Here is a 14,027-nt window from a genome sequence, read left to right as displayed (position 1 = left end):
CGTTGCGTGCCTGCTGCCAACAACGCGGCCGGCGGGGGGCGTCGTTGACGGTTCCAGGTAAAGACATGTTGCGCGGCACCTCCCCCGCAAGGGGGGCTGCATCAGACCTCATCGATAGAATCAGCCCATGAGTTCCGCGCCCGCCGACGACAGCCCCAAAGCCAGCAACTTCCTGCGCCAGATCATCGAGCGGGATCTCGAGCAGGGAACCTATGCCCAGCGGCACTTCGCCGGCTCGCCGGGCGATGCCGCGCACCACGCGGCGGCACCGCTGGACGTGGCGCGCATCCGCACCCGCTTCCCGCCCGAGCCGAACGGCTACCTGCACATCGGCCACGCCAAGAGCATCACGCTGAACTTCGGCCTGGCGGCGGAGTACGGCGGTGTGTGCCACATGCGTTTCGACGACACCAATCCGGAGAAAGAGGAGCAGGAGTACGTCGACTCCATCCTCGACGCGGTGCAGTGGCTGGGCTTCGGCTGGCAGGCCAACGGCGTCGACCACCTCTACTACGCCAGCAACTACTTCGACTTCATGTACCGCGCCGCCGAGGCGCTGATCGAGGCCGGCCTGGCCTACGTCGACGAGCAGACGCCCGAGCAGATGCGCGCCAACCGCGGCGACTTCAACACGCCGGGCACCGCCAGCCCGTTCCGCGACCGCACACCGGCGGAGAACCTGGCGCGCTTTCGCGAAATGCGCGACGGCAAGCACCCGGATGGCGCGATGGTGCTGCGCGCGCGCATCGACATGTCGTCGCCCAACATCAACATGCGCGACCCGGCGATCTACCGCATCAAGCACGCCGAGCACCACAACACGGGCAACTCGTGGTGCATCTATCCGATGTACACCTTCGCGCACCCGATCGAGGACGCGCTCGAGCAGATCACCCACAGCATCTGCACGCTGGAGTTCGAGGACCAGCGGCCGTTCTACGACTGGCTGCTGGACACGCTCGCCAACCTCGGCCTGCTGGCTCAGCCACGGCCGCACCAGTACGAGTTCGCGCGGCTGAACGTCACCTACGTGATCACCAGCAAGCGCAAGCTGAAGGCCCTGGTCGAGGAGAAGATCGTCGCTGGCTGGGACGACCCGCGCATGCCCACCATCGTCGGCATGCGCAGGCGCGGCTACACGCCGGAGGCGATCCGCCTGATGTGCGAGCGCGCCGGCACCAGCAAGGCCGGCGGCTGGACCGACTACGCCAGCCTGGACATCGCGCTGCGCGACGACCTGGAGGGCAAGGCGCCGCGGGCGATGGCGGTGCTCGACCCGGTCAAGCTGACGTTGACCAACTGGAGCGAGGTGTTCAGCGGAGCCGCCAGCGAGCCCTGCCGAGCACCGGCGCACCCGCATCGGCCCGAACTGGGCGAGCGCCACTTCGGCCTCGGCCCTGCTGTGTGGATCGAACGCGACGACTTCGCCGAGGTGCCGCCCAAGGGCTTCTTCCGCCTTTTCGCCGGCAACAAGGTGCGGCTGAAGTACGGCGTGGTGGTCGAGTGCAGCGGCTGCGCGAAGAACGAGGCCGGCGAGGTGACGGAGGTGTTCGCCACCGTCGTGCCCGACACGCGCAGCGGCACGCCGGGCGCCGACAAGGTCAAGGTCAAGGGCACGATCACCTGGGTGGGCGCGCATGACGCGGTGCCGGTGGAACTGCGCCTGTACGACCGCCTGTTCACCGAGCCGCAGCCGGATGCCGGTGGGCGCGACTTCAAGGCCAGCCTGAACCCTGCCAGCAAGCGCGTGGTCAGCGGCTACGTCGAGCCCTCAATGGCCGCGCTGGCGAAGGACGTTCGCGTGCAGTTCGAGCGCCACGGCTACTTCGTCACCGACCGGGTCGACCACCGCCCCGACAAGCCGGTGTTCAACCGGATCACCGGGCTGAAGGACACCTGGGCCAAATAGGCACGCCTCGCGCGCGCCGCATCAGCCGATGCACGTCCGGTTCTTGCCCGTGCGCTTGGCCTCGTAGAGCGCCTGGTCGGCGCGCTCCAGCGCCGCCTCGATGCTCTCGCCGACGCGGTAGGCCGTGACCCCGGCCGAGAAGGTGACGAAGATCGTCTTCTCCTCGTGCATGAACAGCCCGCCGGACAGCGAGCGCTGGAGCCGGGTCAGGATCTGCTGGCCCTCGTCGACCGGCGTCTGCGGCAGCAGCACGACGAACTCCTCGCCGCCGTAGCGCGCCACCATGTCGGTCGGGCGCAGCGTCTTGCTGACCACCGCGGCGAGCGAGCGCAGTGCCTCGTCGCCGGCGGCATGGCCGAGCTCGTCGTTGAGGCGCTTGAAGTTGTCGATGTCGAGCAGGCCGACCGCCAGCGCGAGCCCGTCGCGCTCGACGCGCGCACGCTCGACGTCGAAGGATTGCAGCAGGCCGCGGCGGTTGGCGATCTGCGTCAGCTGGTCGGTCGAGACCTCGCTGGACAGCCGGCGCAGCTCGCCCTCGAGTTCACCCACACGCTGCGTCAGCTCGCTGGCCTTGGCGTGCTCTTCCTGCAGCCTGCCCTGGGTCTGCTGCACCAGTGCCTGCACGGTGCGCGTTTCCTCGACCATCTCGCGCACCACGCCGGCCAGGCTCTCGAGCGAATCGGCCTTCTCGATGACGTCGGCATAGCGCCCGACGCTCTCGTGGAAGCGGCCGGTCTGCGAGCCCAGTTCGCCGAGCTCGGCGAGCATGCGGTTGATCAGCGTCTTCAGCGCATCGCGCGCCTTCTCGCGCTCGGCGCGCAGGGCGCCCTGCCGCTCGCGGGTGTCGCGCAGTAGTTCGCTGACGGCACGCACGCCGCGCGCGGTCAGGCCCTCGTCGAGCTTGACGCGCATGGCGTCGCACTGGCCCTGGGCCCAGCTGTCATCCTCGGCCAGGTCGGTCAGGCTGGCAGTCAGCTCCTGGCACAGCGCACCGAGCTGGTCGACGAGGTGATGGCGGTGCTGCAGCACGATGCCGGCACGGCGGCACATCGCCTCCAGCTCCTCGGCCAGCGGCGTCGATGCACCTTCGCTGCCGATGCGCTCGACCAGCCCGTTCAATGCCTGCGCGAGCTGCTGCGCGGCGGCGTCTTGCGGCGGCAGCGCCTCGCGCGTCGCCCGGCCGAGGGTGCCGACGATGCGGCCCCAGGGGCGTTCGTCGGCCAGGTTCAGCGCGATCGGCGCCTCGATCGCCGCCGGCGTCGCAGCCGGCGCTGGCGTGCCGAGTTCATCCAGCGGCGCCGGCTCGGTCTCGACACCGGCGTCCGGCGTGTCGGAGTCCCAGCTCGCCGCCAGTTGTGTCAGCCGCTGCTGCAGCCGCTTCGCGTCGCTGCGGCTGCCCTCGAGCACACGCTGCAGGCTGTCCTTGCGGCGCGCTGCCGTCCAGTGGCGGCCGCCACGCTCGACGCCGCGCACCAGTTTGCCGATCAGCGCGGCCAGCGCGGCACCGTCGCTGGCGGACGGCGGGTTCTCGCCGGACTCCTGCGCATAGGCACGGGCGTAGTTCTCGGGGGTCGGCTCCTGCTTGTCGAGCACGAGGCGCCGCAGCGCCGCCTTGGCGATCTGCGCGGGCAGCGTCTCGGCACCGGGGCGGGCCGCCGGGGTGCGGGTGGTGTCCATCGTCGTCGGAAGGGAAAGTTCAGCCGGCCGGCTTGATGCGGGCATCGCGCGAGTCGACCGGCCGCAGTGCGTCACCGAGGTCCATCTCGCCGGCCTTGCCGATCCACGGCGCCTTGCGCGGCAGCACGGTCTGCTGCAGCCAGGTCTCGATGTCGTCGGCCGGCTGAGGGCGGCTGAACAGGTAGCCCTGCATGACGCTGCAGCCCAGGCGGTGCAGCACCTCCATCTGGCGCAGGCTCTCGACACCCTCGGCGACCACGCGCAGGCCGAGCGCACGGGCCAGCGCGATGATGGCGCCGACGATCGCCGAACTCTGCGGCGTCAGGCCGAGGTCGCGCACGAACTTGATGTCGATCTTCAGCTCGGAGATCGGCAGCGTGGCCAGGTAGGCGAGCGAGGAATAGCCGGTGCCGAAGTCGTCGATCGCGATCTCGACGCCGATCTCGTTGAGCCGGTGCAGCACGGGGATCGTGTTGTCCTCGGACATGATCCCGGTCTCGGTGATCTCGATCTGGATCGCGTGGTGCGGCACTCCGTAGGCGCTGACCGCGGCGTGGATGTTCTCGACCAGGTCGGTGCGCTCGAACAGGCGGCTCGGCAGGTTGACCGCGATCGAATCGGCGAAGCCGAAGTTGTCCTGCCAGATGCGCACCTGGCGCGCAGCCTCCTTGATCGCCCACTCCGAGAACGGGTTGATCAGGCCGGTTTCCTCGGCCAGCGGGATGAAGTCGCCCGGCGGCACCAGCGTGCCGCCGCGCCGCCAGCGCATCAGCGCCTCGGCGCCGACCATTCGCGCGCTGCGCACGTCGATCTTCGGCTGGTAGTGCAGCACCAGTTCGTTGCGCTCGATCGCCTTGTGCAGGTCGGTCTCGAGCTCGAGCTTCTCGCGGCCCTTGCCGGCGAGCATCGGCGAGTACAGCGCCGAGCTGTTGCGGCCGCTGGACTTGACGGCGTACATCGCCACGTCGGCGTTGCGCAGCACGTCGGCCATGGTCGAGCCGTCGCGCGGGTACAGCGCGATGCCGACGCTGGCGGTGACGAAACATTCCTGCCCGCCGACGAAGATCGGCTCGCGCATCAGGTCGAGGATGCGCTTGGCCACACGCTCGGCATCACGCTCGTCGGTGACCTCGGGCAGCAGCGCGACGAACTCGTCGCCGCCGAGCCGGCCGACCGCCTCCAGCGTGCGGTGCGAGCGCGAGCCCATGGCTTCCAGCGAGCTCTCCATCACCTGGTCGGAGTGGCGCACGCAGGAGCGCAGCCGGCGCGACACCTCCATCAGCAGTTCGTCGCCGGAGCTGTGGCCCAGCGTGTCGTTGATGACCTTGAAGCGGTCCAGGTCGATCAGCAGCAGCGCCACCTGGTGCCCGAGGCGCCGCGCATGCTCGAGCGCGCGCTCGGTGCGCCAGATCAGCTGGCGGCGGTTCGGCAGGCCGGTGAGGCCGTCGAAGTTGGCCAGGTGCTTGATCTTGTCCTCGGCCATGCGCCGGTCGGTCACGTCCTGGACGATGCCGGTGTAGCCGATCAGGTTGCCGTGCTCGTTGAACTCCGGCTCGGCCTCGACGTGAACGATGCGCTGTCGGCCGTCGAGCAGGGTGACGGTCACGTCGCGGGCCAGCACCGAGCTGTGCTTGAGCACTTCGCGCAGCACCGTCAGCAGGCCGTCGCGCTCGTCTTCCGGCAGCATGCGCAGCAGGGTGCGGAACGGCAACCGCTCCTCGGGAGCGAGGCCGAACACGCGCAGGCCTTCGGTCGAGAAGATCGGCCCGCCATCGCTGCGCTTCCAGTCGAAGCTGCCCATGCGCGCCAGGTCCTGCGCGCGGGCCAGGCGCGACTTGTTGCGCTCCAGTTCCTGGCGTGTGCGCGCCGAGCGCAGCAGGTAGCGCAGCCGCCCGGCCAGCAGGCTCCACTGCGTCGACTTGACGAAGAAGTCGGTGGCCCCGGCCTCGTAGGCGCGGGTGATCGAGGCATCGTCGTCCAGGCCGGTCAGCATCAGCACCGGCAGCGACTCGAAGCCGGGCAGGTGGCGCAGCTCGCGGCAGGTCTCGAAGCCGTCGAGCCCGGGCATCAGCGCATCGAGCACGACCACGTCGGGCAGCCAGTCGGCCAGCATGCGGATCGCCTGCTCGCCGCCGCTGGCCTCGGTGATGTCGAAGCCGCGCTCGCGCAGCGCGATCGAGGTCAGCAGCAGGTTGACCTCGTCGTCGTCCACCAGCAGCACCTTGGGCTGGCGCGGCAGGTCGTCGTCGTCGATGGCCGGTGACTTGGTCATGGGTTCTTGTCCAGCACCGATCTTAGGGCCTTCAGCACGGCGTCGATCTCGGCGCTCAGCGCAGCCAGAGGCGCGTCCAGATCGTCCGTGCTGTCCTGCCGGACCATCGCCTCGACCGCCGCGCACTGTTGCGACAAGCTCATCGCGCCGATGCTGGCCGAGGAGGACTTCAGCGTGTGCGCCACGTGGCGGATGCCGGCACGGTCGCCGCTGCGGCGCGAGGCCTCGAGCTGAGGCCCGAGCCGCGCGACCGAGACCTCGAAGGCCTGCAGCACACGCTCCATGAGGTGATTCTCGCCCTTCGGATCGAGTTCGCGCAGCCGCTCGAGCGCCTGTGCATCGAGCACGGTCCGCGGCATCTCGCCCGACGCGGCGTCGGATCCGGGAGGCAGCGAGGGGCTGGGCGGGGTCGGTGGCACGAAGGACGTGGTGGATTCGAAGGGTGGTGCAGCCCCGGTCCGCGTAGCGCCGCTCGCGCGACGCTCCGGCGAGGCCACTGCAGCGTATTGTCGATCACAACCGGGGTCGGACGGTCGGGAAACCGCGTCCGCATCGAGTTGCGCCAGCGGCAGGATGTCACACGCAGCGGGCTCATCGCGGCCCTGCGCAGCCGAGGCGGCGTCGGCCCGCGCCCGCAGGTGCGAACTCGTCAGATCGAACAAGGCTTCCAGCGCACCGTCCGGCGCCACCAGCGCGACCGGCCCCAGCTCGATGACCGCTGCCCAACCCGCGCCCTGACGCACCGGCAGAGCGAACGGCCCCGACCCCGCGCCCGCGACACGGCCCGCGCGCAGGGCCTCGCCCAGCGGCGAACGCTCGAGCCGGACGCGGTGCTCGACCCCAAGCCCACCATCGGCCATCAGCGTGACCAGTTCCACGATCGGCGGCGACACGGCGCGCACCCGGTGCACGGTGACCTCCCGGGCCCCCAGCTCGGCGCGCAGCAGAGCTGCGGCGGCGTGCAGCGCGGGCTCGAAACCCGCGCTCGCTCCAATGACCCGCACCATGCGCTCGCCGATGTCGCGCAGCGCAGCTTCGTCCAGGCCCACGGGGACGAGCGCTGCCGCGTCGTCGAGGACAGCCCGCCGGTCACGCAGCAGATGCAGCCGCCAGACGCCATAGGCTGCCAGCACGCCGATGCCGGCGAAGGCGGTCATGACCGTGGCCAGCGAAGGCGGGCCGAACAGGGCGACCGCCGCCGCGGCGGCAGCAGTCCAGAACAGCAGGCGTGAGACTCGGATCAGCATCGATGGCGGCAGGAAGACACGGCGACGCGGGCGTCGCACGACACTTCCGGGTCTTCGGCGGCCCTCTCCCGAACTTGAACCTGGCGCCTTGCCGCGGCCTGCAGGGGGCCTCCTTACAATCTGCCACATGCATGGCATCCAGGCGGACCCCGTCGCTCCCGGCCCACGCCGGCGGCCGGCCGGGGCGATCGCGGTGATGCTGGCCACCGGGCTGGCCCCGGCCTGGGCCGCCGACGCCACCCCTGCGGCACTGACCGGATGGGCCATCGCCTTGCCCTCGGTGCTGATCGGCGCGGGCCTGGCCTGGTGGGCTGCGCAGCGTCACGCACGCAGCGTCGACGAACTGCGGCGCGCCCGCGATGACCTGCACCAACTCGAATCGCTGCTCGACGTCTGGCTGTGGCGCACCGACGCCGACCACCGCCTCACACTGCTGCGCGCGCCGGCCGGCGCGGAGTTGCCGGGCGCCCCGGACACCGGCATGCCGCTGTGGGAGCGCCTGCCTTGCACCGGGCGGGAGTCGCTGCGCGGCTGGCTCGACAGCCGCTCGGCGCTGCACGACGTCGAGGTGCACTTCACCGCCGCGCCCGGCGCACCGCAGCAGCGGGCGCTGCTGCGCGGCTGCGTGTGGAGCGACGCGCAGGGCGCCTTCGCCGGCTACACCGGCACGCTGCGGATCGTCGACGACCCCGTCCCCCTGCCGCCGCCGGCCTCGGCCGCCGAGGACAGCGAGCGCGAGTCGTTCGGCTACACCGTCTCGCACGACCTGCGCGCACCGATCCGCGTCGTCGAGGGGTTCACGAAGATCCTCAAGGAAGACTACGGCGGCGTGCTGGACCGCATCGGCAACGACCATCTCGACCGCGTGCTCGGCGCCGCAGCACGCATGAACTGCATGATCGACGCGCTGCTGACGCTGTCCAGGCTGTCCTCGCAGCCGCTGGCGCGCCAGCCGGTCAACCTGTCGCAGCTCGCCGGCTACGTGGCGGAGGATCTGCGCCGCCAGTCGCCGGAGCGCCAGGTGACGCTGCACGTCGAGCCCGGCCTGCAGGTGATGGGCGACCCGACGCTGCTGCGCCTGGTGCTGGAGAACCTGCTGGGCAACGCCTGGAAGTACACCGGCAAGTGCCGCAGCCCCGAGGTCTGGCTCGAGCGGCGCCCGCAGCATCCGGACACCTACACCGTGCGCGACAACGGCGCCGGCTTCGACATGCGCTTTGCCGAGCGCCTGTTCGGCGTGTTCCAGCGCCTGCACAGCGCCAGCGAGTTCCAGGGCACCGGCATCGGCCTGGCCACGGTGCGCCGCATCGTGCGGCGCCATGGCGGCGAGGTCTGGGCCGAGGCCGAGGTCGACCGCGGCGCCAGCTTCCATTTCAGCCTGCCTCCCGCCTGAGCGGAGGTAGCCGGACTACGCTCCCGGATTCGACAGCAGTTCGACCGCCTGCAACAGCCGTTCGGCCTGATCGGCCAGGGCGCGCTGCTCGCCCTCGGCCAGGCGCTTGAGGCGCTCCAGCGCCGGCGCGCGGGCCAGCGAGTAGCGGTGCATCAGCACGCCGACCGCCATCGCCACCACGGGCGCCAGAGGCTCGGTGCCGGTGGCCGCGGGTTCGGGCGCCGGCGCCGCAGCGCGCCGCGCACCGATGTGGCTGAACGCCGCCTCCACCGCCGGCACGATCTGGCGGATGTCCAGCGGCTTGACCAGGTAGGCCACCGCACCCAGCGCCTTCACCTGCGCGACGGTGGCGTCGTCGGAGAAGGCCGACAGGAACATGAACGGGATGCGGTACTTGTCGCGCAGCGCCTCGGCCACGTCGAAGCCGCTCTTGCCTTCCATGCGGATGTCCAGCAGCGCCAGGTCGGGCCGGCGCTCGCGAGCCAGCAGGATGGCGTCGTCGCCGTTGTCGGCGTCGATGACCTCGTAGCCGGCCTGCGCCAGGCCATGGGTCAGCGTGGCCAGCACCAGCCGGTCATCATCCACCACCAGGATCGTGCCCTTGCCCGCTGCACTCACTGCCTGTCCCGTCCTGTCTTGTTCTGTTGTGCGCGAATTGTCCGCCAAACCGGCGCTCGTCATGCCGGGTCGAGGCGCGTGATGCTCGGCGGGTCCAGCGCGACGATGGCCAGCACCCGCTCGCCCTGCTGCTCGATGGTCAGCGAGGCGCTGCGCCTGGGCAGCAGCGCCCGCACCAGGCCGAGGCCCGACACGCCGCCGGGCACGCGCGCGAGGTTGAAGCCCTCCGGCAGGCGGCCGGCGTTGCCGATCGCGATGCGCACGCCGGTCTCGTCACAGTGCAGCGTGCAGGCCACCTCGTCGCCGGCGCTGTGCTTGACGGCGTTGGTCAGCAGTTCGTTGAGCGTCAAAGCGATCGGGATCGACTCCGCCTCGGGCAGCGCCCAGCGGTGCGGCACCGGCCCTTCGAGTTCGAAGCGGATCGTGCGACCGAAGGTGCGCTGCACCGAACCGGCGATCGCCTCGACCACGCTCTTCACGCGCAGCGGCCCGGTCACGCCGACCTGCAGGCCGTAGACCTGCGCGATCGCCTGCACCTGGCCGATCACCTCGGACATCACGCCGGCCACCTCGGGCTTGCGCTGCGCGATCTGCTGCAGCAGACCGGCCACGCCCTGCAGGTTGTTCTTGATGCGGTGGTGCACTTCCTTGACCAGCATCTCGCGCTGCGCGATGGCGGCTTCGAAGCGTGCCTCCTGCGCGGCGCGCTGCTCGGTCACGTCGGTCGAGACCAGCAGCAACTGGTCGGGCGGCTGGCCGGGCTGGGTGGCCAGCGGCAGGTAGCGTGTGTCCCACACCTGCGTGGCGCCGTCCGTCTCGACGCGGTATTCGCGCTGCGTCAGCTCGCGCGAGGCGAGCGCGGCTTCCATGTCGGCGCGGCGCTGCGCGGCGGTCGCGGCGTCGAACACCTGCTCGGGCGTCAGACCGATCAGCTGCTCCGCCGTGCTCTGCGCGGTGCGTGCTGCAACCTGGTTGACCTGCAGGATCTTCAGCGTGCGCGCGTCGCGCAGCGTGATCGCCATCGGCGCCGCCTCGATGATGCGTTGCAGCGAGGCCTGCGCCTCGGACATGCGCGCCTCGGCCTGGCGGCGCCGCTCGATGTCGAGCAGCGCGTAGGTGAGCTGGCGGCCGGTCGACTCGCGGCTGGTCGCCACCGCGTTGCCGACCACCCAGAACTCGCGGCCGTCGCGCGCCTTGACGCGGCACTCGAAGGTCTCGGCCTGGCCCTCGGCCAGTTCCTCGAGGTAATGGGTGCGGCGGAACGGATGCGTCGGCTCGGGCGTGGCGACCGTCGAGATCGGCTGGTTGAGGAAGTCCGCCAGGTCGCCGCCGAACATGCGCCGCGCCGAGCGGTTCATCCACTCGATGCCGCTGGCACCGACGGTGACGATGCCCACCAGCACCGAGTCGAGGATGGCGCGTGTGCGTTCGGCCTGCAGCGCCACCGCCAGCTCGGCGCGATGCCGCGCATCGACGTTGACGAAGGAGGCGATGAAGCCCGCCGCCGGATCGGCCTGGCTGACCAGCCGCAGGCCGAGCTGCGCCCACAGCAGCTGCCCGTCGCGCCGGCGCAGCTGCATCTCGCCGCTCCAGCGGCCGCTGGCGCGCAGCTCGCGCTCCTGGGCAGGCCAGCGGCGAAGGTAGTCGGCCGGGTCGGCGTACAGCGTCGACAGCGTCAGCGAGGCCAGGTCCTGCACCGGCCAGCCGGCGAGCTGCGCCAGGGCCTCGTTGGCACGCTGGATGCGCCCGCCGCGCACCGAGGCGATGCCGACCTCGGACAGGCTGAACATCAGCTCGCGGTCTCGCGCCGCCAGCTCCAGCTCGGTCTGCTGCAGCTTCAGCCGCGTGATGTCGGACAGCACGGCGATCAGCTCGACCACGCCGGCCCGGCCGTCGGTGCGGCGCAGCGACAGGCCGTACCAGAGCAGCGGCAGGCCGGGCGGCGCGAACTCGAACTCGGCCTCGAGCACCTCGCCCTCGCCCAGCGTGCGCTGCGCATCGGCGGCGATGCGCACCACCTGCGGCTGCTGGCCGAACAGCTCGGGCAGCTCGCGGCCCGCGGCGCTGCCCGGCGCGATGCCCAGCATGGCCTCGAAGCGGTGGTTGCAGCGCACCAGCAGGCCGCCACGCAACTGCGCGATGCCGGTGACCGTGCTCTCGAGGATGTTGCTCATCTCGCGCAGCAGCTCGTCGCTGCGCGAGCGCGCCTGCTCCTGCTCGGTGACGTCCAGCGTCACCACCGAGGTGGTGCGCTTGCCCGAGGCCAGGACGGCCGGCTCGACGCGGGTGAGCAACCAGCGTTCGCCGAGCTCCGGGTGGCGCACCGCGTAGCGCACCTCGGCACGTTCGCCCAGGCGCAGCGCGCGCTGCAGCCGTTCGTACTCCGGAATCGACTCGGGCAGCACGACGTCGCGGCCGATCGCCTGCAGCGCCGAGGGCGCGCCCGATCCGCCGCCGCCGGTCTGGCGCTGGCGCACCCAGCCGAGCGACTCCTGGAAGGTGGCCAGGCCGACGCCGGCGGTGTCCATCATCGCGCCGATCTGCACCTGCGCGAGGTCGCGCTCCTCCTCGACGCTGCGGTCCTCGACCACCGCCATGTGGCGGCGATGGCCACCGGGCGACTTGTAGCAGCGCACGATCGAACGCAGGCGCAGCATGCTGCCGTCCGGCCGCGGCATCCAGACCTGGCGCTCCAGCGGCGGCGCTCCGGGTTGCAGCAGCGCATCGGCCGCGCCGCCCTGCCAGCACAGCAGTTGCTGCAGCGACTCGTCGGCCTCGGGCAAGGTCACCGGCACGCTGCCGACCAGCGCCTCGAACGCCGGGTTGCTGCGCACCAGCAGGCCGCGGTCGTCGAACAGCACCATGCCCATCGGGCTCAGATCGAACCACTGGTCGAGCTCGCGCGCCGAACGGTCGGCACGGTCGCGCGCCACGTGCTCGGCGGTCGAGTCCTGCATCACCACGAGCAGCAGCTCGCGGCCCTGCGCATCGGTGATGCGCTGGCGCGTCGCGCGGTACCAGCGCTCGCGGCCGTCGGCGTCGAGCAGGCGGCGTTCGAACAGCGGCCCGCCGTGCGTGTCGCCCGCCTGTGCGGTGAAGGCCTCGCGCGCGGCGCGGCTGCTGGGCTGGTCTTCCGGCGGCTGCAGCTCGATCGGGTCGCGCCCGATCAGCGATTCGCGCGTACGGCCGGTCAGCGCCACGTAGGCCGGGTTGACGTCGACCAGGCGGAAGTCGGCGTCCTGCAGCGTGGCCGGGAACGGCGACTCCCAAATGAAGCGGACAGTCGGATCGACGGCGTGGACCACCGCAGGCGCCTCGGCCGCCGCCGAAGCCGTGATCGGTGCAAGGCGCAGCACGCCTTCGCCGGAATCGAGCCGCCGCCAGGCGATCGCGAAGTGGCGCCCGTCGGGCAGTTCGACCCGTGGCGGTTCGGCGGCCCGCGGGCCACCACGCAGCGCGGCCTGCAGCCAGGCCGTGGGCACCTCGCCCAGCCGCTGCGCCAGCACCTGCAAGGGCTGGCCCGACAAGCCAGGGAACAGCGCCGCCGCGGCACCGTTGGCGAACAGCACCTGCCCGGCGCCGTCGAGCAGCAGCACGGCGTCGGCCAGGGTATCGAGCAGGGGGAACCAGGCCGCCAGCGGCAGCCGGGTCTCGGGGCGGATCGGGCCCCTCAGCGCCACGGGGCCGCGGCCCTCATCGTTGGATCATTCCAGCTGGCTGGCCGCGGTCAGGGCGCGCAGCTGCGCGCGGTTGACCTCGCTGACGCTCATCATCAGCGCCTCGGCGGCCTCGCGGAAATCGAACAGCGATTCGTTCTCGATCGCGCGCACCATGTGCACGAAAGGCTGGAAGGGGCCGGTCTCGTCGACCAGCGCCTGCTGCACCCGCTCGGGCACCGGAATGTTCGCCAGCAGCTCCGAGAACGGCTGCTGGAACATGCGGTCGAGCAGCGAGAACACGCCGCAGATGAACAGCTCGCTGCGCATCTCCTCGTCGGCGCTGGCGCGGCCGAGCTCTTCCATCAGCAGGCCCCGGCGCACGGCGGCGAACATCACCGGCTTCATGTTGACGTCCTTGCTCGCCGTGGCCAGCAACAGCGCCACCCAGCGCTTCAGGCGCTTGTAGCCGAGCATCATGATGGCGTGGCGGAACGAGCTGATCTCCACCCGCAGGCCGAAGGCCGGCGAGTTGATGTAGCGCATCAGCTTGAAAGCCAGCGACGGGTCGCGCTTGAGCGTGTTCTCGAGCTTCTCGATCGGCTCCGCCGCATCGACCTGGCGGATCAGCTCGACCATCGCCTGCATGTCGGGCTGGCCGGCGCGCGACTTGGCGTTGCCGGACTGGATGGCGTCGTCGATCGGCCAGCCGAGCACCGCCTCGGCACCGCGCGCGAACGACTGCTCCATCTCGGCGATCGTGCGCACGCCGGCCTGCACGTGCGGGATGTTGCGCTCCACACCCGGCGGCGGCTTGGAGCCATCGCTGCGGCGGTCGTCGGCGATGTCGATCACCGAGTACTTGAAGCAGGGCAGCACCTCGCGAGGCAGCTCGGACAGCGGGCGGCCCTTGAGCAGCAGCACATTGCCGTTGGCGCGCAGCGAGACGATCGCCGCGGTGTTGGCCGGGTCGCAGGCCATGAAGGCCGGGATCTCGATCATCACGTTGGCGGCCGGCTGCGCATTGAGCAGGTCCTGCAGCAGCGACTCGCTGGCGATGTTCAGCGACACGCGCGCACCATCTGCCGGCCACACGCCACCGACGGCGTGCAGCAGTTGGCCCGCGTCGATCGCCATGTCCGGCTTCAGCGGAAACACCGTCAGCCGGGTGGCCGACACCGAGCGGTTCTTGTCGATGAACGGCGAGTAGCCGAAGGCCACCTGGCCGAGGATCGCGACGTCGAGCATCTTGGCC

Annotated in this window: 8 protein-coding genes; 2 read left to right on the top strand and 6 right to left on the bottom strand. The window is 71.0% G+C overall.

Annotated elements, in window-relative coordinates:
• The first annotated feature begins 127 nt into the window (after positions 1-127).
• Positions 128-1,909, top strand: coding sequence for a glutamine--tRNA ligase/YqeY domain fusion protein (locus AAG801_RS02030; RefSeq protein ID WP_341886938.1), 1,782 nt, complete (start codon positions 128-130; stop codon positions 1,907-1,909).
• A 21-nt stretch (positions 1,910-1,930) separates the two neighbouring features.
• Here AAG801_RS02030 and AAG801_RS02025 read toward each other — a convergent pair whose 3' ends face one another.
• From AAG801_RS02025 to AAG801_RS02015, 3 genes are read right to left on the bottom strand one after another with little or no spacing between them, the layout of a single operon-like run.
• Positions 1,931-3,586, bottom strand: a complete 1,656-nt coding sequence (locus tag AAG801_RS02025; RefSeq protein ID WP_341886937.1) for a diguanylate cyclase — start codon at positions 3,584-3,586, stop codon at positions 1,931-1,933.
• Positions 3,587-3,605: 19 nt separating this feature from the next.
• Positions 3,606-5,858: an EAL domain-containing protein gene (locus AAG801_RS02020; RefSeq protein WP_341886936.1), complete on the bottom strand. Its 2,253-nt coding sequence runs from the start codon at positions 5,856-5,858 to the stop codon at positions 3,606-3,608.
• Positions 5,855-7,105, bottom strand: a complete 1,251-nt coding sequence (locus AAG801_RS02015; protein ID WP_341886935.1) for an Hpt domain-containing protein — start codon at positions 7,103-7,105, stop codon at positions 5,855-5,857. The genes AAG801_RS02020 and AAG801_RS02015 overlap by 4 nt, the downstream gene beginning before the upstream one ends.
• 127 nt (positions 7,106-7,232) lie before the next feature.
• Here AAG801_RS02015 and AAG801_RS02010 point away from each other — a divergent pair, with 127 nt between their 5' ends.
• Complete coding sequence (locus AAG801_RS02010) at positions 7,233-8,498, top strand: ATP-binding protein (protein WP_341886934.1); 1,266 nt, start codon at positions 7,233-7,235, stop codon at positions 8,496-8,498.
• 15 nt (positions 8,499-8,513) lie between these two features.
• Here the strand turns inward: AAG801_RS02010 and AAG801_RS02005 are convergent, their stop codons facing one another.
• The 3 genes from AAG801_RS02005 to AAG801_RS01995 are packed head-to-tail and all read right to left on the bottom strand — an operon-like array spanning position 8,514 to position 14,020.
• The gene (locus AAG801_RS02005; RefSeq protein ID WP_341886933.1) at positions 8,514-9,116 is read right to left on the bottom strand and encodes a response regulator; all 603 of its coding nucleotides are present in this window, start codon (positions 9,114-9,116) and stop codon (positions 8,514-8,516) included.
• A gap of 59 nt (positions 9,117-9,175) precedes the next feature.
• Complete coding sequence (locus AAG801_RS02000; protein WP_341886932.1) at positions 9,176-12,796, bottom strand: PAS domain S-box protein; 3,621 nt, start codon at positions 12,794-12,796, stop codon at positions 9,176-9,178.
• Positions 12,797-12,820: 24 nt separating this feature from the next.
• Complete coding sequence (locus AAG801_RS01995; RefSeq protein WP_341886931.1) at positions 12,821-14,020, bottom strand: HDOD domain-containing protein; 1,200 nt, start codon at positions 14,018-14,020, stop codon at positions 12,821-12,823.
• Positions 14,021-14,027 lie beyond the last annotated feature (7 nt).

It is taken from the genome of Variovorax sp. YR752 (assembly GCF_943372545.1).
Note: the sequence above shows the minus strand (reverse complement) of the source record. Positions and strands in the feature narration are given on the sequence as shown.

Coding starts and splice junctions, on each gene's coding strand:
- AAG801_RS02015 (WP_341886935.1), bottom strand. CDS start 7,105: ATGCTGATCCGAGTCTCACGCCTGCTGTTCTGGACTGCTGCCGCCGCG.
- AAG801_RS02030 (WP_341886938.1), top strand. CDS start 128: ATGAGTTCCGCGCCCGCCGACGACAGCCCCAAAGCCAGCAACTTCCTG.
- AAG801_RS02025 (WP_341886937.1), bottom strand. CDS start 3,586: ATGGACACCACCCGCACCCCGGCGGCCCGCCCCGGTGCCGAGACGCTG.
- AAG801_RS02020 (WP_341886936.1), bottom strand. CDS start 5,858: ATGACCAAGTCACCGGCCATCGACGACGACGACCTGCCGCGCCAGCCC.
- AAG801_RS02010 (WP_341886934.1), top strand. CDS start 7,233: ATGCATGGCATCCAGGCGGACCCCGTCGCTCCCGGCCCACGCCGGCGG.
- AAG801_RS01995 (WP_341886931.1), bottom strand. CDS start 14,020: ATGCTCGACGTCGCGATCCTCGGCCAGGTGGCCTTCGGCTACTCGCCG.